The organism is Nostoc sp. (assembly GCF_036918245.1).
Classification (GTDB): Bacteria; Cyanobacteriota; Cyanobacteriia; order Cyanobacteriales; family Nostocaceae; genus Nostoc.
This window is the reverse complement of the sequence record NZ_JBALEF010000021.1, coordinates 1-25,893: the sequence shown is the minus strand read 5'-3', so window position 1 is coordinate 25,893 and position 25,893 is coordinate 1. Positions and strand designations below refer to the sequence as shown.

Annotated in this window: 26 protein-coding genes and 1 pseudogene; 17 read left to right on the top strand and 10 right to left on the bottom strand. The window is 40.8% G+C overall.

The annotated features are described in order from the left end of the window. The first annotated feature begins 15 nt into the window (after window positions 1-15). From V7L12_RS04800 to V7L12_RS04790, 3 genes are all read left to right on the top strand, one after another. Window positions 16-627 (top strand): DnaJ domain-containing protein, encoded by a 612-nt coding sequence (locus tag V7L12_RS04800; RefSeq protein ID WP_335082596.1) that lies wholly within the window; start codon window positions 16-18, stop codon window positions 625-627. A 110-nt stretch (window positions 628-737) separates the two neighbouring features. Beyond that, window positions 738-2,240 carry a DnaJ domain-containing protein gene (locus V7L12_RS04795; RefSeq protein ID WP_335082594.1) on the top strand — a complete coding sequence of 501 codons (1,503 nt, stop codon included), beginning with the start codon at window positions 738-740 and terminating at the stop codon, window positions 2,238-2,240. Between the two features lie 319 nt (window positions 2,241-2,559). After that, window positions 2,560-3,309 (top strand): hypothetical protein, encoded by a 750-nt coding sequence (locus V7L12_RS04790; protein ID WP_335082592.1) that lies wholly within the window; start codon window positions 2,560-2,562, stop codon window positions 3,307-3,309. A gap of 618 nt (window positions 3,310-3,927) precedes the next feature. Here V7L12_RS04790 and V7L12_RS04785 read toward each other — a convergent pair. Continuing rightward, a complete protein-coding gene (locus tag V7L12_RS04785) occupies window positions 3,928-4,761 on the bottom strand; it encodes a metallophosphoesterase (RefSeq protein ID WP_335082590.1) in 834 nt (277 codons plus the stop codon). Between the two features lie 187 nt (window positions 4,762-4,948). Beyond that, complete coding sequence (locus V7L12_RS04780; protein ID WP_335082589.1) at window positions 4,949-5,779, bottom strand: metallophosphoesterase; 831 nt, start codon at window positions 5,777-5,779, stop codon at window positions 4,949-4,951. 158 nt (window positions 5,780-5,937) lie between these two features. Between V7L12_RS04780 and V7L12_RS04775 the strand changes: the two genes are divergently transcribed. Beyond that, window positions 5,938-7,176: a nucleotide-binding protein gene (locus V7L12_RS04775; protein WP_335082587.1), complete on the top strand. Its 1,239-nt coding sequence runs from the start codon at window positions 5,938-5,940 to the stop codon at window positions 7,174-7,176. A gap of 320 nt (window positions 7,177-7,496) precedes the next feature. Here V7L12_RS04775 and V7L12_RS04770 read toward each other — a convergent pair whose 3' ends face one another. After that, a complete protein-coding gene (locus V7L12_RS04770; protein ID WP_094348080.1) occupies window positions 7,497-7,769 on the bottom strand; it encodes a GlsB/YeaQ/YmgE family stress response membrane protein in 273 nt (90 codons plus the stop codon). A gap of 460 nt (window positions 7,770-8,229) precedes the next feature. Beyond that, entirely contained in the window at window positions 8,230-8,511 is a 282-nt protein-coding gene (locus V7L12_RS04765; RefSeq protein WP_335082585.1) for a hypothetical protein, read from the bottom strand. A 429-nt stretch (window positions 8,512-8,940) separates the two neighbouring features. Between V7L12_RS04765 and V7L12_RS04760 the strand changes: the two genes are divergently transcribed. The 6 genes and pseudogenes from V7L12_RS04760 to V7L12_RS04735 all read left to right on the top strand — a co-directional run bounded on the left by V7L12_RS04760 (window position 8,941) and on the right by V7L12_RS04735 (window position 12,787). Beyond that, window positions 8,941-9,573: a bifunctional 4-hydroxy-2-oxoglutarate aldolase/2-dehydro-3-deoxy-phosphogluconate aldolase gene (locus V7L12_RS04760; protein WP_335082583.1), complete on the top strand. Its 633-nt coding sequence runs from the start codon at window positions 8,941-8,943 to the stop codon at window positions 9,571-9,573. A gap of 113 nt (window positions 9,574-9,686) precedes the next feature. Further along, a complete protein-coding gene (locus tag V7L12_RS04755) occupies window positions 9,687-10,202 on the top strand; it encodes a L,D-transpeptidase (protein WP_335082581.1) in 516 nt (171 codons plus the stop codon). Between the two features lie 503 nt (window positions 10,203-10,705). Beyond that, the gene (locus V7L12_RS04750; protein WP_335082580.1) at window positions 10,706-11,239 is read left to right on the top strand and encodes a L,D-transpeptidase; all 534 of its coding nucleotides are present in this window, start codon (window positions 10,706-10,708) and stop codon (window positions 11,237-11,239) included. A gap of 217 nt (window positions 11,240-11,456) precedes the next feature. Continuing rightward, window positions 11,457-12,021 (top strand): annotated as a pseudogene (locus tag V7L12_RS04745) (Uma2 family endonuclease). Between the two features lie 96 nt (window positions 12,022-12,117). Further along, the gene (locus V7L12_RS04740; protein ID WP_335082578.1) at window positions 12,118-12,408 is read left to right on the top strand and encodes a type II toxin-antitoxin system prevent-host-death family antitoxin; all 291 of its coding nucleotides are present in this window, start codon (window positions 12,118-12,120) and stop codon (window positions 12,406-12,408) included. Beyond that, the gene (locus V7L12_RS04735; RefSeq protein ID WP_335082576.1) at window positions 12,392-12,787 is read left to right on the top strand and encodes a type II toxin-antitoxin system VapC family toxin; all 396 of its coding nucleotides are present in this window, start codon (window positions 12,392-12,394) and stop codon (window positions 12,785-12,787) included. Before V7L12_RS04740 ends, V7L12_RS04735 begins: the two co-directional genes overlap by 17 nt. On the opposite strand, the gene V7L12_RS04730 is transcribed toward V7L12_RS04735, so the two are convergent. Both V7L12_RS04730 and V7L12_RS04725 read right to left on the bottom strand, forming a co-directional pair. Then, entirely contained in the window at window positions 12,788-14,386 is a 1,599-nt protein-coding gene (locus tag V7L12_RS04730) for an Hsp70 family protein (protein ID WP_335082574.1), read from the bottom strand. 94 nt (window positions 14,387-14,480) lie between these two features. Further along, window positions 14,481-14,663, bottom strand: coding sequence for a hypothetical protein (locus V7L12_RS04725; protein ID WP_335082572.1), 183 nt, complete (start codon window positions 14,661-14,663; stop codon window positions 14,481-14,483). A gap of 132 nt (window positions 14,664-14,795) precedes the next feature. On the opposite strand from V7L12_RS04725, the gene V7L12_RS04720 reads away from it, so the two are divergent. From V7L12_RS04720 to V7L12_RS04710, 3 genes are read left to right on the top strand one after another with little or no spacing between them, the layout of a single operon-like run. Beyond that, window positions 14,796-15,359 carry a hypothetical protein gene (locus tag V7L12_RS04720; protein ID WP_335082570.1) on the top strand — a complete coding sequence of 188 codons (564 nt, stop codon included), beginning with the start codon at window positions 14,796-14,798 and terminating at the stop codon, window positions 15,357-15,359. Between the two features lie 44 nt (window positions 15,360-15,403). After that, window positions 15,404-16,102, top strand: a complete 699-nt coding sequence (locus V7L12_RS04715; protein WP_335082568.1) for a hypothetical protein — start codon at window positions 15,404-15,406, stop codon at window positions 16,100-16,102. A gap of 8 nt (window positions 16,103-16,110) precedes the next feature. After that, window positions 16,111-16,434 carry a hypothetical protein gene (locus V7L12_RS04710; protein WP_335082566.1) on the top strand — a complete coding sequence of 108 codons (324 nt, stop codon included), beginning with the start codon at window positions 16,111-16,113 and terminating at the stop codon, window positions 16,432-16,434. Between the two features lie 92 nt (window positions 16,435-16,526). On the opposite strand, the gene V7L12_RS04705 is transcribed toward V7L12_RS04710, so the two are convergent. From V7L12_RS04705 to fni, 3 genes are all read right to left on the bottom strand, one after another. Next, window positions 16,527-16,766: a hypothetical protein gene (locus tag V7L12_RS04705; protein WP_335082564.1), complete on the bottom strand. Its 240-nt coding sequence runs from the start codon at window positions 16,764-16,766 to the stop codon at window positions 16,527-16,529. A gap of 405 nt (window positions 16,767-17,171) precedes the next feature. Then, a complete protein-coding gene (gene sppA / locus V7L12_RS04700; RefSeq protein WP_335082562.1) occupies window positions 17,172-19,007 on the bottom strand; it encodes a signal peptide peptidase SppA in 1,836 nt (611 codons plus the stop codon). A 96-nt stretch (window positions 19,008-19,103) separates the two neighbouring features. After that, the gene (fni, locus tag V7L12_RS04695; RefSeq protein WP_335082560.1) at window positions 19,104-20,153 is read right to left on the bottom strand and encodes a type 2 isopentenyl-diphosphate Delta-isomerase; all 1,050 of its coding nucleotides are present in this window, start codon (window positions 20,151-20,153) and stop codon (window positions 19,104-19,106) included. Between the two features lie 2 nt (window positions 20,154-20,155). Here fni and V7L12_RS04690 point away from each other — a divergent pair, with 2 nt between their 5' ends. From V7L12_RS04690 to V7L12_RS04675, 4 genes are all read left to right on the top strand, one after another. Beyond that, window positions 20,156-20,335 (top strand): hypothetical protein, encoded by a 180-nt coding sequence (locus tag V7L12_RS04690; protein WP_335082558.1) that lies wholly within the window; start codon window positions 20,156-20,158, stop codon window positions 20,333-20,335. A gap of 505 nt (window positions 20,336-20,840) precedes the next feature. After that, complete coding sequence (locus tag V7L12_RS04685; RefSeq protein ID WP_335082556.1) at window positions 20,841-21,866, top strand: D-alanine--D-alanine ligase family protein; 1,026 nt, start codon at window positions 20,841-20,843, stop codon at window positions 21,864-21,866. Window positions 21,867-22,000: 134 nt separating this feature from the next. Continuing rightward, complete coding sequence (locus tag V7L12_RS04680; protein ID WP_335082554.1) at window positions 22,001-23,380, top strand: ATP-grasp enzyme; 1,380 nt, start codon at window positions 22,001-22,003, stop codon at window positions 23,378-23,380. Between the two features lie 331 nt (window positions 23,381-23,711). Beyond that, complete coding sequence (locus tag V7L12_RS04675) at window positions 23,712-25,040, top strand: ATP-grasp domain-containing protein (protein WP_335082552.1); 1,329 nt, start codon at window positions 23,712-23,714, stop codon at window positions 25,038-25,040. 209 nt (window positions 25,041-25,249) lie between these two features. On the opposite strand, the gene V7L12_RS04670 is transcribed toward V7L12_RS04675, so the two are convergent. Beyond that, window positions 25,250-25,642 carry a hypothetical protein gene (locus V7L12_RS04670; RefSeq protein ID WP_335082550.1) on the bottom strand — a complete coding sequence of 131 codons (393 nt, stop codon included), beginning with the start codon at window positions 25,640-25,642 and terminating at the stop codon, window positions 25,250-25,252. Window positions 25,643-25,893: the final 251 nt, after the last annotated feature.

Below are 25,893 nucleotides of genomic sequence, written 5' to 3'. Positions count from 1 at the left end.
TGCGATTTTTTCAGTATGCGCGATCGCTTCGATGTTAATGATGCTTATGAAATTCTTGGGCTGGAACCCGGTGCGTCTCAAGCACAGGTGAAGCGAACTTACCGTAAACTGGTGAAAATTTGGCATCCCGATCGCTTTGTCGATCAAAGGCAAAAACAGGAAGCTGAAGAAAAAATCAAATCAATCAACGCAGCTTACAACAGGCTCAAATCTGAAATTTCATCTGAGCCTCCCATTCCTGAAAATCCATCTTCATCTTCGCCTAAAAATCCCCCAAAAATATCTGTCAATCGTTGGGATGCAGAAACTTTCTACACTTTAGGAGTAGAAAATGCTACTCAAGGAAGATATGAGGATGCGATCGCAGATTTTACCCACGCAATTCGTCTCAATCCTCACTATATTGACGCGTATAAATATCGTGGGCTAGTTTGCTCACAATTGGGATACGAATATAGAGCCGCTTCAGATTTAAATAAAGCTGCACAAATAGAGGAAGAGTTAAAAAATCCGGGGAGTACGCGTAGATCGCGATCGCCTAGATATGTATCAAAACCTAGACCTCTGGTAGAAAGATTCTGTCAGAGGATAAAAAGTTTGCTGCGGCTAAATCGGCCTTGGAGATAAGGAGCGAATATAGTTTAAGACACTTTAGGCGACAACACCAGAACTGAAGTTAGATAATACTTATACTTGGGAATACTAAGTGTAGTAAGATTTGCTGCTGATTTCTTAGTATGAGCGATGTCCTCAATATAAATCATATTTACAATATCCTTGGGTTAAAGCCAGGTGCATCTGCTGATGAGGTCAAGCAAGCTTACCGCCAGATGGCTAAGACTTGGCATCCAGATTGTTTTTTTGAACCGCAGCAAAAGCTAGAAGCAGAAGAAAAAATCAAAGAAATCAATGAAGCTTATGCAAGCTTCAAGTCTTATCAGCCAAATGAAACAAATCAATCTGCTTCCATTTCCACCAAAATTGATTTCACTCCATCTAATGCTGAAAGTTTCTACAAACTGGGCATGGAGAAAGCTCAAAGAGGAAAATATACTGAAGCAATAGAAGACTTTACCCAAGCGATTCGTCTCAACCCCAACTACTTTGAAGCCTATAAATACCGAGGGCTTGCTTGCTCGAAACTAGGATATGAAAATAGAGCCAAGTCAGATTTGAAAAATGCCAGAGAACTGGAACTGAAACACAAAAAAGCACCGCCAAAGCCACCAACGCCGCCACCACCCAAACCGACATCGCCACCGTCAAAGCCACCAACGCCACCACCACCACCACCCAAACCGACATCACCATCGCCAAAGCCACCAGCACCACCTGAATCACAGTCTCAACCTTCACCGTGGAAATGTGTACACACCCTAACTCATTTAAACTGGGTTTTTACAACTGCAATCAGTCCAGATGGGCAAACTTTGGCTAGTGGAAGTAGTGATAATACTATCAAGATTTGGCATCTCGACACAGGTCAATTACTACATACTCTCACTAGTCATACAAAATGGGTAAGATGCCTAGCCTTTAGCTCAGATAGCCAAACTCTGGTTAGTGGCAGTGATGACAGCAGCATAATGATTTGGCAAGTATCTACAGGTAAATTACTCAAGACACTCAAAGTACATTCAACCCCAGTTTTTTCTGTAATCTTTAGTCCAGATGGTCAAACTATCTTGAGTGGCGGTACAGACACTACTATCAAGGTTTCCCATATAGAGATGGGACAATTACTGGAAGTCCTCAAAGGTCATTCTGGCTTGGTTTACTCCCTTGCTATTTGCCGAAAACAACAGATTTTTGGAAGTGGCGGTGCGGATAATACCATTAAGCTGTGGAATTTGAAGAGTAACAAACTGTTGCAAACTCTCAACGGGCATTCAGGTTGGGTGATGTGTGTTGCGATCAGCCTTGATGGGCAAATTTTAGCTAGTGGCAGTTATGACCAAACTATCAAGCTATGGGACAGTAGTACAGGTAAGCTAATTAATACTCTTGCTGGACATCGCAGCTATGTTTGTGCGATCGCTTTTAGTCCTGATGGTCAGCATCTTGCTAGCGGTAGTGCAGATCATACTGTGAAGCTATGGGATGTTAACACAGGACAAGAACTTTACACTTTGGATAACCATTCAGATTGGGTTAACTCTATCGCTTTCAGTCCTGATGGCAAAACTTTGGTTAGCGGTAGTCGAGATATGACAATCAAGCTTTGGCAATGCGATATCTAACAACAAATTAAAAATTTAGAGAATTGAAGCAAGTTGTTAGATTTTTTGAGCAATCCGTTAATTGACAGTTTAATAACATCCATCTTTGGTATACTCTTTCCTTTGATTAAGTATTCACTCTCTAAAGATTAAGTATTAACTCCCTGGAGATAGAGCCACTTGTTTGAGTGCAGAGGTTATTCTGAAATCACCAACAACTGAGTAGCAAATAAAACTCAATATTTATCAGCAACATATATTTTTCAGTTCATTAAAACCTCTTGTTTTCACAAAGCTTTAGTTCATCAATATCTTAATCTGAGGAGTTAAATCAACGGCTATGTCTATTCCCAATGAACGCGAAATCAAAAACAGTGAAGTCAAGCAAGAATCTTACACTGATATTAATGGTAATACTCACACTGACTTGACGCGAACCAGTGAAACAGTCAAGAACAATACAGCTAATCCCAACTCTTACACTAACGGTTACGTACAAGGTCGAAATGTTGAGCGTAACTACCAGCAAGCAGATTTAGCCCAGCGTGATGAAAACAATGCTAGTGGTGGTTTGCTGTTGGGTATTATCATTACTTCCCTGCTTGGTTTGGTTATAGGTGGGGTTTGGTACTTCAACCAGCAGAATAACGCAGCAGTTAACAATGCTGTGCCGGTTGTGGTTCCTGTACCGAGTAAGAGTAGTCCAACGCCCAGTGCGTCTCCTCAACCACAAACGAAGATAATCGAAACCATTAAGGAAGTACCTGTTCCTGTTGCTGTTCCTGTTCCCCAACAGCAGGTTACACCTCCGTCTGCACCTCGCCAACCGGATATTAACATTACTATTCCACCCCAGCAGCCTGCGGCAGAAAAAGCACCTTCTGTAACCCAGCCAGCCCCTAAAGCGACACAAAGTCCGGCGACGAGTCCAACTACTAATACTCCGGCTTCGCAGAACGATAGTTCTACTAATACTGTTGCTCCTGGTACGAAAAGTGACACTTCTAAAAGTACTACACCTCAAGGAGTAGACCAGTCAAACAGTACATCTAATAGCGGTTCTTCTACCGCAGGCGATTCTCCTCAATAACGGGTTCTGAACTTTCAGTCCACTTGGTAATGTTGGCGTGAATGCCAACATTACCAAGTGGGACAATTTTTAAGTAATATTTTTGAATTGTTGCGATAAATTAATGGTATTCAAGTTTAGTAAATGTGTCTTGTAGCTAAACAAACACAATGCTAGATTAAGACCAAGGTACAAACAGGTTAAAAGTTAAACAAAACTTTCAAGTTAGAGCCTGTGCCTCCTGCTCTAATCTTATTGCGATCGCTCTTTTGGTTGTGGCATCCGTTGAATGTGTTTTTGCCTTAAGTTCAATGAGTTGTTTTGGAGGTTTTAGAACGCACAGCCAGAAAATGCCTGCCTAGTTGGAATGTAAGGATGTGCAATTCTGAGTAGAGCGATGTCTACGACGGGCTACGCCAACGCGAATACTGTCCACCAAATTTTAAGTTAGTCATTTCTGAATTCTCCAATCTTCAAGAAACCGCCCCAAGCTATTGAGATTTATCCATCGTAGCTTCAGGCGGTTTCTGCTTTGAGTGTTATGCATTTGAAATTGCACTCTAACCAGTGGGGGCTGTCATTAGTCATTTGTCCTTTATCATTTATTTAGACCAGTGACCAATCGCCAATGATCAATGACTAATGACTAATTAAGGTAATTACAGTCACTTCAGGCGGACAAAATAAACGTCCTGGTTTATAAGTTCCTAAACCACGATTGACATATAGTTGATTTTCTTCCACCTTGTGAAACCCTTGCGCCCACTCCCAATATCGCACTACTTTCGAGCAGTCTCCTAAGAAAAATGTTACCCAACGCCGCAATTTTTTGGGAATTTGTTTGAGGAGCTTTTTATAATAAAGTACTACAGGTCCAATGCCTGGAATTACAATGTGACCACCGTGGGTATGACCAGATAGTTGCAAATCTACGCGCCATTGTTGCAATATCTTGGCTGTATCTGGGTTATGAGATAAAACGATGCGCGGTGTAAGCGAGTCTAGTTGATTCATGACTGGTGCGGGGTAAAATTCCCGTGACCAATAATCAGCTAGTCCTACCAATGGTAATTCTTTTCCTAATGGATAGGCGATTTCATTCCAAAGTACGTGAACCCCAATGCTAGTTAAGGCCTGTGTAATTTCTGCTTTGGAGTGGCTGTAATAGATATCATGGTTCCCAAGTACAGCGTAGATACCACAGCGACTTTGCAGATGTTTGAGTCGAAGCACCAATTGGTGAATTGGTGTGGGATCGTCAGTTACGTAGTCACCAGTTAATAGAATTAAATCTGGTTCAGCTTCATTAGTAAGTGCGATCGCTTTTTCTAACATCTCTTCCGACAGTCGCAAACCATCATAGTGAAAATCTGATAACTGTACTAACGTTGTACCTTGTAAAGATGCAGGAAGTTCCGCAATCTTAACCGTTATTTTATCTACTCTTAAATGTCCTGTAAACAACCAATGCATAAGACAACCGATACACCTCATACCAGCGCTTACAGCTTACCAAAAATCAAAATGTAACTTGATAAAATGCAATAATTTATGTCATCTACTTCAGATACAATTAATTCATTGATTTAAATTCTGTCAGGCAGTCATTAGCCAGAATCCCTGCTGTAATTGTATTCTTTTATTTTGAATTTTGATTTATCTACTCACCTTGTAGTGTAATTATAGTAACTTCTGGGCGGCAAAATAAGCGTCCTGGGAGGTAAGTTCCCAAACCACGATTGACATATAGCTGATTTTTACCTAACCGATGCAAACCCTGCGTCCATTCCCAATGGTTGACTACAGAAACATTTACTTCTAAAAATGAGAATCGACGCCGTACTTTTCTGGGTATTTTTTTTACAAGCTTTTCGTAAAACAACGCCGCAGGTCCAATTCCGGGAATCAATATTTGACCACCGTGAGTATGACCAGATAATTGTAAATCGACTCGCCATGCTTGTAATATTTCGGCAGTATCTGGGTTGTGGGATAAAACGATACAGGGCATGTCGGGATTTAGCTGGTTCATAACTGGTGCGGGGTGGAATTCTCGTGACCAATAATCAGCAAGTCCAACGAGTGGTAATTCTTTTCCTAGTGGATAGGCAATTTCGTTCCAAAGGACGTGAATTCCAATACTAGTAAGGGCTTCTGTAACTTCTGCTTTTGCTTGTTTGTAATATATATCGTGATTGCCAAGAATAGCATAAATACCACTGCGACTTTGGAGATGTTTGAGTCGAAGTACCAGTTGGTGAATTGGTGTGGGATCGTCAGTTACGTAGTCACCAGTTAATAAAATTAAATCTGGTTCAGCTTTGTTAGTCACTGCGATCGCTTTTGAAAGCATATCTTCCGACAGACGTAAACCATCGTAATGAAAATCTGACAACTGCACTAGCTTCTTACCTTGTAACGATGCAGGCAACCCTGCAATGTTAACCGTCAATGCTTCTGTACTCAACGGCCCAGATAACAACCAATGCATAAGACGTTCAATAAAGCTCAATCATAGCGCTTACAGCTTAACTGAACATTATCGGTTTGTGTACAGCGACCAGAGCAACTTATTGGAAATTTTATGAAAGCTGTATATTTTAGTGTATTTATACTTAGTTAAAATCAGACGTAACTTTGCTGTTAATTATGTCAGTTTATTTGGGTAAAGTATATTGTATTACATACTACCACGTTGAACCAAAACATCTAAGGCTGTTTATGTCGTCATTATTAGAGTCACAATTTATCCAGGATTTTACCCACTTTGAGCAGCACGTAGCAAAATTGCTCCATAAAGCAGATTGGACTGTTGAAACTGCAAAGACCAATCAACCTGGCTATGATCTAGTAGTCAAAAAAGGAAACCTAGTTGGTGTTGTTCAGGTTAAATGGCTAAGAAGTAATGTCACAGCGCCACAGCTTTTAAAGTTTGCTGACTTTTTAGATTCTGACGAAGGCAAAAAATTTAATTTTGGTTGGTTCATAACTACAAAAGGATTTGGCGGTCCAGCATTGGCATTAATGAGAACCTGGGGTAAAGATACTAAAATTCGCTGTGGGATTGCCCATGAAAATATGCTGGTTGGGATTGATGGTGATTACGTCATTGGGGGCAGAGGGAATCCTGAACCTCCTGAAGGAACTACGCCAAAAAAAGTTTACTTTGGAGTTTTTACCTGTAAAGGCGGAGTAGGAAAAACAACGGTAGCAGGGCATTTAGCAGGAGCATTAGCACTGCAAGGATTTAATGTAGCACTTGTAGATTTAGACCCAGAACAAAATCTGCACAAATTAGTAGGTGATGGGGTTTTTGTTCCCAATCCTAAAGGGGTAGGTACAACTATTCAAGTTTTTGATGAAAATGATTGGGATGAAGATGCTGCCCGTGACTGTCAAATAGTAATTTGCGATTGCTCACCAGCATTAGAGCGTAATCCCTCAGAGCTAGTTAAGCGATTAGATTATTGTATTATCCCAACAACCTTCAATCCATTGGGAATAAGTAAGCACGGTAAAGTTATTCAAGATACTGTTAAAGAAATACGTGAAATCAATAAGTTAGCTCATTTATTTGTATTAGTTAACAACTTTAAAGACCCTGGTATTAAGCGCTTAAAGCTGATAAAAGAAGTCTATTCTAATGCTTATAAAGAAATTAGTAAGATAGATAAAAAATTTCATTGTATAGATCCAGAAGAAGTTTGTATTCGGAGTAGCGACCTACTTTACTACTGGGGTATACATATACTCGAAAATCCAGAAAATCCTGCCAGTAGATTAGCATTTGATCTAGTTGGCGGAAGATGCTACCCGCGTGAAGATTTTATCAACTTAGCAGATTATATTGAAAGAGAAGCTGGTATAGGAATTCTTAGAGCTAATTAAGACTTGTTAAGATAAGTTTGCACTTAGCGATCGCTAATCTTCTTATAAAATTTTTACCAATATCTGTCCAAAAATCGAACCTCATACAGAAATTCCCCTCTAAGCTAACGGTATAGAGAGGTTAGAGGGAACGTCGTAATGCACTTAACAATGGAAGGGGCTTGGGGTTAGGTCTGTATCGAACTCAACTTAGAACCGCTATCATTATAAAACAGCGCCAGACTAATGAAAGACTGGCGCTGTTTTTTTATTTAATTCGCAGTTAAAAATAGTTAAATGAATTTGCTAAATTTTTCTCGCTCATTCTCCGCAATTCCTTTTTATACAGCACTGCGGTTGGTTAATAGATTCCACAAGAAAACTGCAACAATTGCACCAAGTACAGCTACCGCAATACCTGGAATGCTAAGACTAGGAGCTGCTAGAGATAAAGTTCCCGTACTGAAAAATACACCCAAACTACCGCCAACAAAAGCACCGATGATTCCTAACACAATTGTTCCTAGAATTCCGCCACCTTGATGACCGGGGTAGATAGCTTTTGCGATCGCACCAGCAATTAGACCTAAAACAATCCAAGCAAGAATATTCATTATTGTTAAGTTGGTAAAAGTTTTTGACTTACAAGTATATATTAACGATCTTCATTTCTAACTTAATCTACCATCAGAATTAATTATAAATATCCGTTAGGAATAGTTTAATTGCTACTAGATTTTTTAATCTATTGCGGCTACCACCCTGCTGAGGACAAGTCGGCTATGGATAGGTGTGACAGCCGTTATCTTAGGATTTGCCAATGTCCTAAGCTGTCTGAGCACTTCCATCTGACCCATTTGAGGTAGATAGTCAATTAAAAAAAAGCTCCTAGTAGGTCTTTAACTAGGGGCTTATATAAACTATTGCTTGGTAATTGCAGTATATGCATTTTTAATTAGCTCTCTCCTCTACTAGAAGAATTAAGCTGAGTTTTTAGAGACTGTCTCTAAAGTAATGTAAAGGAAGCAAGATCAGGTGATTGAGATGATCGCCTATCCCTTTGCAAGTTCATGTCTAGTTTTTAATTTTTAATTGCTTATCCCACGTATCGCTACCAATGACTTGATGGCTGAGAAATGGGAACAGTCTGCGGTAAGACCAATGCATACTTAGAAAAATCAGACTTACTAAGGTTAGCAGCATAACGCTCAGAATCGTTGTATATGCCTTAGTGCGCCACCAAAAGCCATTTGCACCTAGTCGCACAAGCTTCCAAAAGTTAGTTATATCGGCGCTTTCAGAATCGTGAATGGTGATTGGTAAGGATGCTGCTGTGTTTTGTCGTGCAATTGTCATTTTAATTACTCCTTTAGACCCAAATGCTGAGGCATTATTTTTAAACTACGGTAATACGATAGGCTTTATGTTATTTAGGTTTAATATCTCATAGCTTGATGCAATAAGCAAGTTTTAAGGGGATTGGGTATGGGGCTAAACCTTAGCTATCCGCTAACAGCACTCATTACGGGCTAAACCTTAGCTATCCGCTAACAGCACTCTTGAGGGGCATTGGGCATTAGTATTAAAAATTAGGTATTTACTAGATTAGACCTCTTGCATAAATCAAAAATAAAGAACCCTACCCCGCATTTGAGTAAAGCAAACGCTCCTCTCCTTACCAAAGGGAGGGGTTGGGGGTGGGGTGTTAGGGACTTTTGCAAGAGGTCTATTGAAAACTATTCTCTAGTCCCAATCCCTACTCCCAGTCCCGAATCTCTAGTCAAAATGCCTAATCAAATTTGGTTATCACAGTTGGAAAAACACCGAGCGATCGCAGTCATCCGTGCTCCTCAACTCGAAGTGGGACAACAAATGGCAATGGCTGTAGCATCTGGGGGAATGCAGCTAATTGAGATTACCTGGAATAGCGATCGCGCTGGGGAATTAATCAGTCAACTACGTTCGGAATTACCAGCCTGTATTGTTGGCACTGGTACGCTATTCAATGTGCAGCAGTTACAAGATGCGATCGCATCTGGGGCGCAATTCCTGTTTACACCCCACGTTGATTCGGCAATGATTCAAGCAGCACAAGAAAAAAATGTGCCTATCATACCAGGAGCGCTGACTCCTACAGAAATTGTTACCGCCTGGAGTCAAGGTGCTAGTTGTGTAAAAGTGTTTCCTGTGCAGGCAGTGGGAGGGACTAATTATATCAAAAGTTTGCAAGGGCCGCTGGGTGAGATTCCCTTAATTCCTACTGGCGGCGTGACTCTAGAAAATGCCAAAGAATTTTTGCAAGCCGGAGCGATCGCTGTCGGTTTGAGCGGGGAATTATTTCCCCAAAAGCTTGTCACAGAGGGAAATTGGTCAGCGATCGCAACTCAGGCAAAAAACTTAATGCAACAGTTAGGTTAACTTAGAATCAAATCATCAAAAATTCACGTCTATTAAAGTAATAGATATGGAAATAAAGGTGAAACCTGATAAGTTTCTCAAGACCCCATGATTTGAGTGTGAGTGTATCTAAAATGAAAAGACAAATTTCCCCTGACTGGGTACGTCGCTTACAAATAATTCTCACTGGTACGGCACTGTCCTTAAGTGTTTTTACTACTACTGGAACCAGTGAAGTTTGGGCGAATTCCAAAAATCAAGTGATTGCACAAAAAATCCAGACATTACAACAATCAAATCAGCGCTGGATTCAAATTGATCTTTCAAAGCAAAGATTAATAGCTTGGCAAGGTGGCAAAGTGGTTTATGGAAGTGCTATTTCCTCTGGTAAAAAAGCCACTCCTACTCTTGTTGGTACTTTTAAGGTTCAATCCAAGTTTAAAACTACGCGGATGCAGGGAGAAAACTATAATGTTCCCAACGTTCCTTATGCGATGTTTTACCAAGGTAATTACGCTATTCACGGAGCTTATTGGCATAAGAGATTTGGCACTCCAGTGAGCCACGGCTGTGTGAATATCGCACCTAAACATGCAAAATGGCTATTCGAGTGGGCATCGGTAGGGACACCAATAGTCATTCATAAATAGTAGGTGAAGCAGCCAAAAAGCAATTTAGGTAAAATTATAAATAACAACAAATCAAGACAATTAAGTGATTCCCAGCAATATTTTATGCTGGGAATCTTCGGAGTCGGAATTACTGAAATTGAAATAAAATAAAAAAGAGGGCATTCAACTATTTGCCCAATAAATAAGCGGAAATCCTGACAATTGCTGTATGAAATTACAAATGTAAATATGAACTTGGGGAAAGTTTGTATTTAAGCATTTAAATGACAGATTTTTGTAAAGGTTGTCCTTTGTAATTAGTCATTGGTCATTAGTCACTAGTTAGGACTCATCATTTAATTATGGACAAATGACAAATGTGCAAATTGGATGCGGATTAACTTAGGACTTGTCTTGAGAAGCATTAGCGGATGAATTGCGTAAATCCTCCACAGAAAGCAAGTAGTCGATCTGGAAATTTATAGGTTTCCAGAAAATTACTTCACTTGATGATTTTTGCGTAGTTTAGAAGATGAGGCATAATGCAAACTTGGATTCGCCGTGGTGGGATTCGTTCTTCAGGAACTTTTTGTACAGGCGTGGCGCTGATGGTGGTGACTTTATTTTCTTGGTCATCACCGTTAACAGGTACACCCAACTCGACTACAGCAACAGCCACGTCAGTCGATGAAAACAGCATCACTCTATCTAATAATATTAGCCAACCTCGCTGGATTGAAATTGATTTGTCAGAGCAACGTTTACGTGCATGGGAAGGTAATAAACTTGTTCATTCATATCGCATTTCTGGAGGTAAGCGAACGACTCCTACACCCATAGGTAGATTTCGGATTAATTCTAAGTATCGTATTCACCGGATGCGAGGCAGAGGCTACAACATTCCTGACGTTCCTTACACAATGTATTTCTACAGAGGGTATGCCATTCACGGTGCTTATTGGCACAACCGTTTTGGGACTCCAGTCAGCCACGGTTGCGTAAATTTACCTGTTAAGCAAGCTCGTAATCTTTACAACTGGGCTTCAACAGGAACGTTAGTAGTGGTGCGGAAATAATTGGTAAATTATAATCAATATCTGCGTTTGTTCCTTTGATGTATAGACGGGTGTGTTCGTGGAGTTACAGCAGTTTTCATGTATTTGAACCACACCTGTTGTAGGGGCGCAAGGCCTTGCGCCCCTACCGCGTGGTCTATTTACCTGAAAATAGCTGTAAGCACCTGTCTATACATATTGCTAGACTAAAAACACATTTTTGAGGGATTCAGGAGCTATGAGCGTCATAATTACTCAACCTCTCACATTGGAAGAGTTTCTGAAGCTCCCAGAAACCAAGCCTGCGAGTGAATATATTAACGCAGAGATTATTCAAAAGCCAATGCCAAAAGGGAGACACAGCCGCTTACAAGGCAAACTCTGTGCTGTTATCAATGAAGTCACAGAGAATCAGAAGATTGCCTATGCGTTTCCCGAATTACGGTGTAGCTTTGGGGAACGTTCAATTGTACCTGATGTAGCTGTATTTCAGTGGAGACGCATACCGTTCACCGTTGACGATGGAGTACCTGATAATTTTGAACTTTCACCAGACTGGACGATTGAGATTCTCTCACTAGAACAAAAACCCAACAAAGTAATTGGGAACATTCTTCACTGTCTGAAGTATGGCAGTCGCCTGGGATGGTTTCTTGACCCTGACGATCTAAGTATTTTGGTATTTCTCCCTGGAGCAGCAGCCAGTGCTACTCCAGGGAGAAGATTTTTTGCCTGTATTACCGGAAATTGAACTTGTATTAACTGTCAATCAAGTTTTTGGATGGTTAAAAATGGCTGGTTAGAAATACACATTCGTCGTTAGGTGTATGCTTTTTGATAAAAATATAGACATTAATTATGTCTATAATAGACATGATGATGAATAAAAGAGGTTTTAGATGAACTGGAGAATTGCAGAAGCGAAACAGAGGTTCTCTGAACTAATCCATGCTGTCAGTAAAGAACCGCAACTCATCTACAACCGAAATCAACTGGTGGCTGTTGTTGTTGAAGCTGAGATGTTTGAAGAATTTTTGACGTGGCGCAAGCAGCACGAAAAGATTTCTCTAGGTGATGTTTTCAAAGAACTACGTCAGATAGCTGCTGAGGAAGATTATATCCTCGAAGTACCCTCCCGCCAAGACCGTCCTAACCCTTTCGCTGATGCCATTGATGACTTTTCTTTGTGATACTAATATTATCAGCGAATTAATAAAACTCCAACCTAACTCTGGTGTATTGAAATGGGCAGAAAGAGATTTCTCATTAGTTCTGAGTGCCATCACCGTTGAAGAAATATTTTATGGAGTGACATCCAAGCCTAACCCTAGAATTCAAATATGGTTCGAGAGCTTTTTGGAAAATAACTGTCAAGTATTGCCCATCACTATTGAAATTGCCAAACGCTCCGGTGAATTGCGAGGTCAACTAAGATTAAGTGGGAAAACACACACCCAAGCAGATATGATGATTGCTGCTACTGCCCAAATTCATCAATTGACCTTAGTAACACGCAACATCCGGGATTTTGACGGTTGTGGTATCCCACTTTTAAATCCTTTTAGTTAATTAACTCAACTGTGCCACAAGTTGATTTTCCAAAAGTGTATTATTAGTCAACAAGTCTTCAACGGTGATTCGCAAAAAGCGTTGTTCATCAACTTGAAAAAGGATTTTGATGCGATCGCTTCCAGGATATCCGGTTGGTGTCAGTTGGGCAATTGTCCTCGCCCCTTCTTGATCGTTGAGGGGTTTGACGCTGGTTTCACTATTGTCCATACGGCGAGTAATTAAGCGATCGCCATCAAAATAAACTTCAGTACTACCTGTATCTGCTCCCAATTCTCCCACAATTAATTCAATACTAGGCTGATTTTCCATAGAAGCGCCTAAGACTAATTCTACTGGCTGACTCATTGGGTATGCCTGTCCAGCTTTAATTAAAGAATGCCATTTGTGACGCTGATTGCGGCGATCCCAGTAGCGGATACCATAACTATGATACAGAAAGTCTTTGATTTGTATCCCTTGTGCTAACTGTAATGCACCTTGAGCGATCGCTTCAAAGGGACGTTCGCAACGGATTTTTTCTGGCTCAAAATACTGTTTGATCCATGTCTGCACTGCCGGCAATTGCACTGTGCCACCAACTAACAAAACTGCATTAATATCTGGAAGTTCTATCCCTTGCCGTCTTGCTTGCTGCAACAGTGTTGTCATCGACTCATCCAATAACTCAAAAAAGGCATGTTCTTTGAGGATATCGTCAAAAGTGTCGCGGTTTAGTTCCAGTTGATAGCTTTCAAATGTCTCATCATCAAAATAAACTTCACTAGCTTGATTTTGAGTTGATAGCTGAATTTTCACCCGTTCTGCCAATCTTGTTGTCAAAGGACTTACCGCCAACTCTTGAGTTTTGGCAAAGTAATCTACTAACCAATTATCAATATCAGTACCGCCCAAATTTTGCCCAGCTTTCGCCAGTACACGGGCAGTTTTGACTTTTTGTTTTGAATCTTCAGCCAAGGACTTATTAGCCCACTTCAGGATAAATCCCAGTGGTTTGGCGGTTGCTTGGACACCTCGATCCAACCGGACAAGGGACAAATCCAAAGTACCGCCACCAAAGTCGATCACCAAGAGAATTTCTTGATCTGCCAAGCCATAACCTAAGGCTGCGGCTGTGGGTTCATCCAACATTCGTACTTGTTCGACGGGAAGGGATTGACATACTGTCCCCAACCAATGACGATAGGCTTCAAAACTGTCTACAGGTACGGTTAACACGAGAGAATCTAACCCACCTTGCAGGGGCGCTAGTTCTTCAATTACTTTGGTGAGGAACCATTGCCCTACTTGTTCAAAGGTGACAATTTGCCCATCTAGTTCGGGTAAGAAACCTTGAATATCTGCACCAATACCGCGTTTGAAGCTGCGGAAAAATCGCGTTTCGCCTTTGAGGTCAAAACCGCGATCGCGTACTTGTTGCCCGACTAAGACTTTATTTTGACTTGCGTCTTCAACATAAACCAAGCTGGGAATCAGTGGCGGATTGAGACTTTGTTTAATTGATAAGCCGGGTAGAGTCAGGGTTTCTGGCTGCTGGGTTACGGGGTTCCAACGAGCAATGACTGTGTTGCTAGTACCAAAATCGATTGCGATCGCCATATTTTATATTTATTCTCTCGCACGAAGATGCCAAAGCTGCTTTATCTCTGATTATTCTCTATAAGCCATCAACAATGCAAATGCGCCCACACACTTACTTCTTCGCACCAAACCCAGATATCGATTCAGTATGTTGCAGCGAAGTGTTAGCTGCAACAGATAGCACAGTTAGACAATGCTCCTGGATTTTGACGTGTCCAGGAGTTGCAATTAACTCATTGTTTTTCAGCCGAATTCGGTCATGCCAGTAATCAAACAATGCCTTGCTGTCGTCCATTATTGTGCGATCGCTTGTAAATATCCTTCAGGGACTTATCCAAAAATTAGATATAATCGCTTACAACATAGAGCTTCAATGCTCATCTACGAATAATTCCAGTAAATAAAACTAAACTAGGTAATTAATTCAATGAATACTAAGGTAGAAGATATTTTTGGAGTGAGTAGTAAGATAGTTCTTTCTTATGTAGAAAGAGAAGCAGTTGATAATAGGTTCATTGAAGCACTAAAGTCTGATAAGCAAATTATTGTTTATGGATCTTCAAAGCAGGGTAAAACAGCATTAGTTTCTAAACATGTTAATTATAAGGAAAATATACCTATTACTCTGAGTCCGAAAACTACAATATTAGATATTTACTCAAGTATTCTTAGACAAGCAGGTGTAAATATTCAAAACAACTATAGCAAATCTACAGATAAGGAAGCAAGTTTAGGAGTAGTTGGGAAGTTTAAAGCAATATTACCTTTTTTTGGTAGTACTGAAATTGAAGGAAATAACGAGACAAAGTATAATGTCAGTAAGAGTTACGAATATGAAGAAATTCCTTTCAATCTTTCCCTTCCTCAAGATATTTCTGAAATTTTGAAAAAGATAAGTTTAAAAAACTTATTATTATTGAAAATTTTCATTATCTTAATGATGACATTCAAAAAGAATTCGCTTATGACCTTAGATCATTTCAAGAATTAGGTATTCGATTTATCATTTTAGGTGTGTGGAAAGAGAAAAACAAAATGGTTCAATTTAATGGAGACTTACTAGACAGAATTGAAGAAATTCCGGTTGAACCTTGGCTTGAAGAAGATTTTATCAAAGTAGCAAATAAAGGAGCAGAAAAACTTTCAATTATTTTTCCGAAAGAATTATTAAATCAATGCCATGAGACTTGTTTTAAAAGTATAGGAGTGCTTCAAGAAATTTTAAAAGAAATCTGTATTAGTGCAAAAATTTTAGAAAGACAAAAAGTTTTAACTACTATATCTATTAATCCTCATCTTCAAAATGCTCTCAATAAAAAAGCAGAAGATTACTTAGTACGGCATCAGAGAGCGCTTGAGGCAATTGCGTCAGGTAATTCTAATTCTTCTACATCCTCTCAACAAGGATTACTTCCTCTATTCCTTCATTATTACCTAATCAGAGTTATCTTAGAGTCAGGATATGAAGGGTTAGCAAATGGAATGAAGAGGGCGACTTTACAAACTAAAATTAAAGATATACATCATAGACCAGATGGTGTTCGAGCTTCTGATATGAGTAATTTACTTTATCACCTAGCAGAACTTCAAAATATTAAAAGTATAACTCCACCAATTATTGATTATGATCGTAATACAAAGTATCTTCAAATAGTAGATTCAACCTTTTATTTTTTTCTAAAAAATGCTGATTTGTCAGAAATTATTGAAGAATTACCAAGTCCCTTAGATTAAAGAGTGAAATGAGCAGTGATTCCGAAAGTTATCTTAAGAACTTGATGAGCCACTTTCAATATACAAGCGTACAAAATTCTTTTTTTATTTATTCAGAGGGCGAGAACCGACATCCTAAGCAAGATATCAAACTAGGGCCAAAGGGAAAAAATGGCAAAGCTGCTTACGTAGATTACATTGTTAAATTGCCTAAGCGATCGCTGGAGGAGTTTTGTCGCTGGGTGTATCGCTTTATGGGTAATGCTCAGTTTATCTCCCCTCAATATCTAGCTGAACAACACCAGAAATTTGCTCGTGCATTAATAGATCGGTATTCTTCCAAAGCCATATAAATCAGGATGATTGACCCTCAAAGTGTAGGCACTGGCTAATTAGTACAGAAACCTAATCTAACCCGAAGTTTCGGGTTAGTGGTAGTTCATGCTCAATCTTCATTCCGTAACTGCCAGACTGCACCAAAAGCAGCCCCAGCCCCAGCTAATAATCCAGTACTCATTCCTTGGATAGTTTTTTGGAATGGATCTTGGGTTAGGCACTCACTTGTAACCTTACTCTCATCCAAGCAGAGACTACTTTCTGCCCAACCAGCAGTACCTCCTAAAATTACACCAGTGATACTACAAGAAACAATTAGCAGCAAAAGGCGTTGTGTTTTTCTAGCCATAGATGGATGTTTTACTCAATTTCGTATTTTAGACTTGAAAGTAGGTCGGTATGTAAATATACTTGGATCTAGATAAAAGATTTTAGATTTTTCCATACTTGAGCCAGCGTTTAACTGGACTGCTTCAGCAAAATTCCAAATCTAAAATTCTGTCAAAGGTTGGAAATTGTAGTTGACTTTAAACCACTTTACACATCCAGGCAGCAAATGTCAGCTGGTTTATGGTTGGCGAGGTAAACTTATGCGCTTCGTCCTAGTAATCTATCTTTAAATTGATAGGTAGACAATTTAGTAGCAAGGACTTTAGTTTTGAGAAAACAAGGACTAAAATCCTGACTATAAATCCTCAAAACTAGTTTGACGTAGTATTCGGTGAGTTGTTGCCCACTGATGCTCAAAAAACATCTACTCAATCTTCAAGTTGAAAGGCAAGCGGGCATAAACCCCCTGTGGATCGTTCATTTTTTGCAAAATCTCTACTTCCTGTTGCAGTTTCTGAAATTCAGTGGTGAGGGGATTGGCTGATTTGAGTTGCGTCCCTTCAATCCCTAAAGCAGTCCGCACCTCTTCTGTTGCACGCCCAAAAAAGCGTTCTCTGAAACTGCTAGTGCGAGGATATTCTTGCACTTCCCAGTCTTCTCCTAGTTTCGCCTGCTTGGCAGTGTATGCGATCGCAGTATTCAAACCACCAATTTCATCCACCAAACCAATTTCTTTAGCCGCTTCACCCGACCAAACCCTTCCTTGGGCAATTTCTGCTACTTTTTGTTCTGGGAGTTTGCGGCCTTGAGAAACTTTATTCAGAAACATATTATAAATACGGTTAACACTGCGCTGATAAATTTCCAACTCTTGAGGCGATTTCGGACGTGAAACTGTTTGACTGTCAGCATAGCGTGCGGTTTTCACTGAATCCCAAGTAATACCATTATTACTGGCCAGCTTTTCCCCATTGAATAGCAACCCAAATACCCCTATGGAACCTGTAATGGTATTTGGTTCTGCAAAAATGCGATTAGAGTCGCTAGCAATCCAATAACCACCAGAGGCGGCGACATCACCCATTGACACTACAACTGGTTTTACCTGACGAGTTAATTTCACTTCTCGCTGCATGACTTCGGCTGCGGTAGCGCTACCACCAGGACTATTAATTCGTAATACGACAGCCTTCACATCTTTATCTTGTCGCAGCTTGTTGAAGATTTTGGCAAAGCGATCGCCTCCGACTTGCCCATCTTCTCCTTTACCATCGACAATCTCGCCTTCAGCATAAACAACGGCTATTTGATTTTTGGAGTTACGTTCTACACCCAGAGATTTACCAGAAACTTGTGCGTAGCTATTCAGGCTAATTTGTCGGAATGTTTTGTCTTCTTTATCGCTATTTGTCAACTTTTTCAGGTCAGCGATAACTTCATCGGGGTATTGTACTTGATCGACTAAACCGCTAGTTTTGGCTTGTGTGGCTTCTAGTAAGGACTGATTATCAGCGATCGCTTGCAATTTATTGGGTTCAATTTTCCGACTTGCGCCGACAGCAGTGCGCCACTCTCCCCAAACATCATCCAACAATTTCTGAGTTTGTTCGCGGTTTTCTGGACTCAACTTGTTGAGAATAAATGGTTCAACGGCTCCCTTAAATTTCCCTACTCGCACGACTTGAACGCCAATGCCATACTTCTGCAATGCTCCTGCTAAAAACATTGGTTGTGAACTCAAACCGTTGACTTCCATCATCCCCAGAGGATTAAGGACAATGGAATCTGCCACTGAACTAACGTAATATTCCTTTTCACTCCAATCACTGCCATAAGCGACAATCTTTTTCCCCGCAGTGCGAAACTGCTCTAGCGCTTTCCGAATTTCTTTAAGAGAGGCATAGCCGACGCTACCAGTTTGGCTTGTGTTCGTTGCATCCACATAGATCCCAACAATGCGCGGATCGCGCCGCGCCTTTTCCAAAGTTTCCACAACTTTGCGGAGTGCCATCCTATCTTCATCCACACCTGATATTGTGTTTTGAAACAGTTCGCCTGAATTAGGTTCGCCATCAGTAATTTTCATTGACAAGTCAAAAACCAACACTGACTTATCTTTCACATTTGGCCCACTATCTTTAGAGGAGCTAGCAGCCAATATCAGCAAAAACAGTCCAGTGGTTCCCAGACCACCGAAAATAATTAGTCCTAGTAAGGTGCCAACTAAACTAGCAAAAGTTTGTTTGATAAAATTACGCATTAGTTATTTAGTATTAGTTATTAGTTATTGGGCATGGGACATTGGTCATTGGTTATAACCAAAGGATTAATGATTAATGACCAATGACCTGTTTACCTATTCTATGCGCTGTAAACTGCTAGAGTGCTTTAACTGATACAAGGTGGCGTTGCCAGTGCAAAATAAGACTGTGGTGATTTCAGCGATTAATACTTCAGCAAGTTCCGCAACTGCTGTCTCTGATGTTGCTGCTGCTTGCAAGAAAGGCATTGCTAAACCAGCTACATCTGCTCCCAAGGCGATCGCTGCGGCGACATCCAATCCATGACGTAAACCTCCTGAAGCAATTAAGGGCACATCTTTGGCGATCGCTCTAATAGTTGTAATGCACTCTGCTGTCGGTAAACCCCAATCGGCAAAAGTCCTTCCTAAGCGACGTTGCAAGGGATTTTCTGCCCGTTCACTTTCTACTTTTGCCCAAGAAGTACCACCCGCACCCGCCACATCAATTGCTGCTACCCCAGCCGCGATCAGTTTTTCGGCGATCGCTGCTGAAATGCCATTACCAACTTCCTTTGCAATCACTGGTACTGGCAATTTTGAGCATAATGTAGAAATCTTGTCAAGTAAACCCCGAAAATTTGTATCGCCTTTGGGTTGAATGCACTCTTGTAAAGGGTTAATATGTAAAATCAAGGCATCAGCTTCTAAAATATCAACTACCCGCAGACATTCATCTAAGCCGTACTTGTAGTTAAGTTGCACAGCCCCCAAGTTTGCAAATAGTAGAATGTCGGGTGCATACTTGCGGACAGCAAAAGTATCAGCCACCTGGGGTTTTTCCACCGCTACCCGTTGGGAACCGACACCCATTGCAATTTTGTAGTGTTGTGCGACTTGAGCCAAACGTTGGTTAATGATTGCGGCTTGTTCTGTTCCGCCAGTCATGGAAGAAATTAACAAGGGTGCGTCAAGGTGTTTCCCCAGAAAAGCTGTACTGATATCAATATCGTCGTGGTTGAGTTCGGGTAAGCAAGAATGGATAAAGCGATAACGTTCCAGTCCATTGGTGATTTGATGAGACTGAACATCTGACTCTAAACAGATCCGAATATGATCGGCTTTGCGATTCTGAGTTTGTGCAGAGATATTGGTAGGAGGGTTCACTGGTGGGTATTGCTAAAAGGATTGGCTTGCGATCGCTATTGTTACATTGTCTGCAATTGCTTACCCAAAAATCGCTAAATCAAAGCCTGGTCTGCCTCCGCTTGCCCTTGCCACAACAGGGTTTCGGCTTTTTTGAGCCGTTTGACGGAACCATCAACAATGCAAAAGATTTTCTTTATTAGACCTCTTGCATAAGTCCAAAATAAGAACCCCACCCCGCCAAAGCTGCGCTTTGTCTCCCCTCCCCGCTTGCGGGGAGGGGTTGGGGGTGGGGTGTTAGGGACTTTTGCAAGAGGTCTATTGTTGAAACCAGTCTAAAAATTCCCTCCAATGGAAAAACGATGTCTACGAGACGCGTAAGCAACGCCTACGCAAATTCTTTGACTAAATTCCATACTCACTGAAGTTTATTAATAATTAATAGTTGCATGTACTAACTATTGATTATTAACAAACTTTTATATCTGATTTGTTTAGCAGTTTCGCACTCCTAACCAGTCTCAACTCCAGTAACGACTAAGGATTATTCAGTTTAAAAGTATATTTGTCTAGTAAAATAGCGATGCAATTTACCTATCACTCTTGTTTTTAGAGTTTCCGATCCAGTTTTCCAAATCTTCTCACCTCAACTTATTTTTTACAATTGCAGTTGTTATATAAAATATAACAGTAACTAGAAGATGAATCATGCCAGTACTTCGTATCCTTCATTTAGCTGGGTCTGCATACAATGATTTTTATTGTGAATTGTCACGCAATTACGCCCAAAGCTGTATAATAGCTACAGCAAATCCATCGTATGACTTTCTGATTGCATACATCACACCTGATGGTCAATGGCGATTTCCTTCCTCCCTCAGTCAAGAAGATATTGCTGTCGCCAAACCGATTTCTCTGTTAGAGGCCATACAGTTTATAACAACGCAAAACATTGACGTTATGTTGCCACAAATGTTTTGTCTCCCTGGAATGACTGAGTACCGGGCACTATTTGACCTGCTTAAGATCCCTTACATAGGCAATACTGCCGATGTCATGGCATTAACGGCTCACAAAGCCAGAACCAAAGCAATTGTGGCAGCAGCAGGGGTGAAAGTGCCTTCTGGAGAACTGCTCCGCCAAGGAGACGTTCCGACAATTACACCTCCAGCAGTCATCAAACCCGCAAATGCCGATAACTCTTTAGGGGTGTCATTAGTCAAAGAAAAGAGTGAGTATGACGCTGCCTTGAAGAAAGCATTTGAATTTGCTTCGGAGGTGATTGTAGAAACATTCATTGAAGCCGGTCGAGAAGTCAGATGCGGCGCCATTGTCAAAGATGGGGAGCTAATCGGTTTACCTCTTGAAGAGTATCAGATAGACTCTCAAAACAGACCAATCCGCAGCTATACTGACAAATTCAAAATACCCATTGAGGGCGACTTGGCTTCAACTGCTAAAAATTATGTCCCAGGTTGGATTGTAGATATTAATGACCCGATCACCGAAAAGGTTCAGCAAGAAGTTAAGAAGTGTCACTTGGCTTTGGGCTGTCGCCATTATAGTTTATTTGACTTCCGAATCGACCCACAGGGACAACCTTGGTTTTTAGAAGCCGGGTTGTTTTGTATTTTTGACCACAATGCGGTGATTTCCTGTACGGCGAACAAAGTGGGAATTCCTTTAGATGAGTTATTTCTGACGATGATCAATCAAGCGTTGAGCATGAACTGATATCCGGGAAATCACCTTTTTAGCTTTCTTCTAACTTAGAAGAAGCTAATAAGCATTTAATGCAACATATTGCTTATTTCCTTTATTTTTATCTAGCGATGCCACTTAATCACTAACTTGTCACAATTACAACTATGAGAGAGCAGATTTTTGCAATATTCCAAAACTTGGGCACTCTTGCATTACTGGCGATCGCATTTCCCTTTAACTGCACCCTCGTACTCGCATCGTTGCTGTGGAATTTTTTCAGCCGACTGTTCAGCAAGCAAGTGGTTTTGAACGAGAATCCGAAAAATATCTTAATCGGTGGTGGTAGAATGACCAAAACCCTTCAGCTAGCGCGATCATTTCACGCTGCTGGGCATCGAGTCATTCTATTTGATCTCCACCAATACTGGTTCAGTGGTTATCGATTTTCCAACTCTGTGGCTGGCTTTTACACAGTTCCTGACTCGCAAGAAGACAAAGACGGCTATACTCAAGCCGTGCGGGCGATCGCTAAAAAAGAAAATATAGACTTTTTTGTTCCGGTAGGCATTTTTGCAGCCAGCTACTTTGACTCCCAGCGCAAACCAGTGTTATCAGGCTATTGCGAGAATTTCCACTTCGATGCTGATACAATGAAGATGCTGGATAACAAGTTTACCTTTGCAGAAAAAGCAGCCTCACTCTCGCTATCTGTCGCGAAAACTTTCCTAATAACAGATTCCGAACAAGTTCTGAAATTTGACTTTGCCAACGAAAAGCGCAAATATATTCTCAAAAGTATTGTCTATGACTCTGTTTTACGCTTGGATTTAACTAAGCTACCAATGGAGTCTCCCGAAAAAATGGCGCTTCATCTTAAAAGTAAGCCAATTAGTCAAGATAACCCGTGGATATTGCAAGAGTTTATTCCTGGAACAGAATACTGTACTCACAGTACAGTCAGAAATGGGGAATTAACGGTACACTGCTGCTGCAAATCATCTGCTTTTCAAGTCAATTACGAAAACGTTGATTGCCCAGAAATTCAGGAGTGGGTGAGTCATTTTGTCAAAGAATTACAACTGACTGGACAAATTTCTTTTGACTTCATTCAGGCAGAAGATGGGACAATTTATGCGATCGAGTGCAATGCTCGCACTCACTCTGCAATTACAATGTATTACAACCATCCCGGTTTAGCGGATGCCTATCTCAGTCAAGAGCCTCCGGCTGAACCTCTGCAACCCCTGAGTGATAGTAAGCCTACTTATTGGCTTTATCACGAACTTTGGAGACTTAATGAAATTAGATCGTTAAAGCAGTTGCAAAACTGGTTTAAAAATATTTGGCGAGGAAAAGATGCAATATTTGAAGTTAACGACCCACTACCGTTCTTAATGGTACATCACTGGCACATTCCTTTACTATTACTCGATAGTTTGCGCTCCTTAAGAACTTGGGTGAGGATTGATTTTTGCATCGGGAAACTCATCCAGTTTGGAGAAGACGTAAAATATAAAACCTTTACTTCTACAACCTCTAAGTAATAGCAAGCAAAGTTATTTGCTTGATTGCGAACTTGAATTTGTTGTCTATCATAAATTCATCTGGGTGGACGACACATTGCTTCAAGCGCAAGTAAACTTGCGCTCAAAGGAGCGAGCCAAAAATGGAGAGGCGATCGCTTGTTGCAATCGCATCGTCAAAGATTATTCCAGAGTTTGAGCAAGTGTTCGGCGCAAATTTGAGACGGCTTGAGGAGCAAATATGCGAGTGTAGGAAAGCATGGAAGCAAGGGCAGGATCGGTATCTGCTTGTCTTTTTAACCTTTTCCTATCTACTAGCCAGTAATTCCACTATTATGTCACAATTATAATTATGAGAAAGTATATTTTTATAGTGTTCCAAAACTTGGGCACTCTTGTATTATTAGCGATCGCATTTCCCTTAAACTGCATCGTCGTCTTAACATCGCTACTGTGGAGCTTTCTTAAGCAACCATTCAGTAAGTCAACTGTTGTTAACCCCAATTCCAAAAATATTTTGATTGCTGGCGCTAGAATGACTAAAACCCTTCAGCTAGCGCGTTCATTTCATGCAGCAGGGCATCGAGTTATTATAATTGACATTGAGAAATTCTGGTCAAGTGGTAATAAATATTCCAACTCTGTTGCAGGCTTTTATACCGTTCCCGATCCCAGCAAAGATTTAGAAGGCTACGTTGAAACCCTACACGCGATCGCCAAAAAAGAAAAGATCGACTTTTTTATTCCGGTAGCGATTTTTTCTGTCATCCACTACGATCGAGGCAAGCCTCCATTACCAGAGTTTTGTGAGTTTTTCCACTTCGATGCTGATGTCACAAAGCTTTTGGATGACAAATTTGCCTTTGCCGAAACAGCGCGATCGTTCGGTTTATCTGTCCCCAAATCCTTCAAAATTACCGATCCCGAACAAGTCCTCAACTTTGACTTTTCTCAGGAGAAGCGCAAATACATTCTTAAAAGCATCCCCTACGATCAAATACGTCGCTTGAATCTCACCAAGCTACCTTGCGATACAGAATTACAAACAGCAGCATTTGTCAAGAGTCTGCCCATCAGTGAGGAGAATCCCTGGATTATGCAGGAATTCATTCCTGGAAAGGAATACTGCACTCACACTACAGCGCGAGATGGAGAATCAAGAATGTACTGCTGCTGTGAGTCATCCGCCTTTCAAGTCAACTACGAAAACGTTGAGCAGCTAGAAATTATGCAATGGGCGAGTCATTTTACCAAAGAACTGGGAAAAACTGGGCAACTTTCCTTTGACTTCATCCAGGCAGAAGACGGAACTGTTTACGCAATTGAGTGTAATCCCAGGACTCACTCCGCCATTACTATGTTTTACAATCATCCAGGAGTAGCGGATGCCTATCTTGGTAATGAGCCTCTAGCTGAATCTTTGCAGCCTCTTGGTGATAGTAAGCCAACCTATTGGCTGTACCACGAAGTTTGGCGGCTGAATGAGATTAGATCGTTTAAGCAACTGCAAACCTGGGTAAGAAACATCAGGCGGGGGAAAGAAGCAGTTTTTGAAGTAAGCGATCCCTTACCCTTTTTGATAGTACATCACTGGCAGATTCCCTTACTCATTCTTGATAATTTACGAAGACTCAAAGGTTGGGTAAGAATAGACTTTAATATGGGCGAGCTTATAGAGTGATACCAATCCGCATTCTCAAGCGTCATATTGGTAAAATGAAAAACTAGCAATTGCCAGTTAGTGGTTTCTCAGCAGCAGGTATTGACTGAACTATTCTTAATTTTGTAGAATTTGTACCCGCATATAGTCAGCAGCAATGTCTATGACGGGCTACGCCTACGCAAAGCAATAGGCATCATTCACGGTGAATGATGCCTATTTGTTGCTTGTCACGCTGTCAGTGTAGAAGCCGCTTTTGAGTCTGCGGTTGATTTTAATCGGGTAATAGTGGCTTTACGAATGCGATCGCTTTTGCGTACTCCGCCTGTCATTTCGTATTCCCGGCTGTCTTTGCCATACTTCAACACCACACCACTGACTAAGCGCTCTGAGGTTTCCCGAATGGTCTTTTCAAGGGTTTCTATTTTTGCCTTTGCCGAGTCAATGGCAGTTAGCATCATATTATACTCGTCAATCTGGTTGCGGAATTGCCCGGTTAACTCGGTTAAATGGTTTAAACTGATCGAATCACCAAAGTCGAGGCTGGAATTAATCGATTTAAATCCGATTACTCTCTGTTCGGTTTTTTCTAGCACGGGAGAGGTTCTTTTTCGGCGTGGCATGAATGCAGACTTTTTACTAAACTTTATCTTTCTAGAGTGTCTCAATGGGACAGTATAGTGGTTCAGTAAAACTTGCAAAAAAAGGTATTTTTTGTAATAAGATTGGATTGATAGCTCAGTAATTACACGACAATAGACTTGTGTTCTGAACGAATAGACTTGTGTTCTGAACGAATGGACTTGTGTTCTGAACGAATGGACTTGTGTTCTGAACGAATGGACTTGTGTTCTGAACGAATGGACTTGTGTTC

What these genes read in the sequence shown, in the direction of transcription:
- V7L12_RS04680 (WP_335082554.1), top strand. Translation starts at nt 22,001, where the DNA reads ATGAGAGAGCAGATTTTTGCAATATTCCAAAACTTGGGCACTCTTGCA.
- sppA (WP_335082562.1), bottom strand. Translation starts at nt 19,007, where the DNA reads ATGCGTAATTTTATCAAACAAACTTTTGCTAGTTTAGTTGGCACCTTA.
- V7L12_RS04775 (WP_335082587.1), top strand. Translation starts at nt 5,938, where the DNA reads ATGTCAGTTTATTTGGGTAAAGTATATTGTATTACATACTACCACGTT.
- V7L12_RS04765 (WP_335082585.1), bottom strand. Translation starts at nt 8,511, where the DNA reads ATGACAATTGCACGACAAAACACAGCAGCATCCTTACCAATCACCATT.
- V7L12_RS04750 (WP_335082580.1), top strand. Translation starts at nt 10,706, where the DNA reads ATGCAAACTTGGATTCGCCGTGGTGGGATTCGTTCTTCAGGAACTTTT.
- V7L12_RS04675 (WP_335082552.1), top strand. Translation starts at nt 23,712, where the DNA reads ATGAGAAAGTATATTTTTATAGTGTTCCAAAACTTGGGCACTCTTGTA.
- V7L12_RS04715 (WP_335082568.1), top strand. Translation starts at nt 15,404, where the DNA reads ATGGTTCAATTTAATGGAGACTTACTAGACAGAATTGAAGAAATTCCG.
- V7L12_RS04710 (WP_335082566.1), top strand. Translation starts at nt 16,111, where the DNA reads ATGAGCAGTGATTCCGAAAGTTATCTTAAGAACTTGATGAGCCACTTT.
- V7L12_RS04795 (WP_335082594.1), top strand. Translation starts at nt 738, where the DNA reads ATGAGCGATGTCCTCAATATAAATCATATTTACAATATCCTTGGGTTA.
- V7L12_RS04670 (WP_335082550.1), bottom strand. Translation starts at nt 25,642, where the DNA reads ATGCCACGCCGAAAAAGAACCTCTCCCGTGCTAGAAAAAACCGAACAG.
- V7L12_RS04760 (WP_335082583.1), top strand. Translation starts at nt 8,941, where the DNA reads ATGCCTAATCAAATTTGGTTATCACAGTTGGAAAAACACCGAGCGATC.
- V7L12_RS04720 (WP_335082570.1), top strand. Translation starts at nt 14,796, where the DNA reads ATGAATACTAAGGTAGAAGATATTTTTGGAGTGAGTAGTAAGATAGTT.
- V7L12_RS04740 (WP_335082578.1), top strand. Translation starts at nt 12,118, where the DNA reads ATGAACTGGAGAATTGCAGAAGCGAAACAGAGGTTCTCTGAACTAATC.
- V7L12_RS04735 (WP_335082576.1), top strand. Translation starts at nt 12,392, where the DNA reads ATGACTTTTCTTTGTGATACTAATATTATCAGCGAATTAATAAAACTC.
- V7L12_RS04755 (WP_335082581.1), top strand. Translation starts at nt 9,687, where the DNA reads ATGAAAAGACAAATTTCCCCTGACTGGGTACGTCGCTTACAAATAATT.
- V7L12_RS04780 (WP_335082589.1), bottom strand. Translation starts at nt 5,779, where the DNA reads ATGCATTGGTTGTTATCTGGGCCGTTGAGTACAGAAGCATTGACGGTT.
- V7L12_RS04800 (WP_335082596.1), top strand. Translation starts at nt 16, where the DNA reads ATGCGCGATCGCTTCGATGTTAATGATGCTTATGAAATTCTTGGGCTG.
- V7L12_RS04685 (WP_335082556.1), top strand. Translation starts at nt 20,841, where the DNA reads ATGCCAGTACTTCGTATCCTTCATTTAGCTGGGTCTGCATACAATGAT.
- V7L12_RS04790 (WP_335082592.1), top strand. Translation starts at nt 2,560, where the DNA reads ATGTCTATTCCCAATGAACGCGAAATCAAAAACAGTGAAGTCAAGCAA.
- V7L12_RS04725 (WP_335082572.1), bottom strand. Translation starts at nt 14,663, where the DNA reads ATGGACGACAGCAAGGCATTGTTTGATTACTGGCATGACCGAATTCGG.
- V7L12_RS04770 (WP_094348080.1), bottom strand. Translation starts at nt 7,769, where the DNA reads ATGAATATTCTTGCTTGGATTGTTTTAGGTCTAATTGCTGGTGCGATC.
- V7L12_RS04705 (WP_335082564.1), bottom strand. Translation starts at nt 16,766, where the DNA reads ATGGCTAGAAAAACACAACGCCTTTTGCTGCTAATTGTTTCTTGTAGT.
- V7L12_RS04785 (WP_335082590.1), bottom strand. Translation starts at nt 4,761, where the DNA reads ATGCATTGGTTGTTTACAGGACATTTAAGAGTAGATAAAATAACGGTT.
- V7L12_RS04730 (WP_335082574.1), bottom strand. Translation starts at nt 14,386, where the DNA reads ATGGCGATCGCAATCGATTTTGGTACTAGCAACACAGTCATTGCTCGT.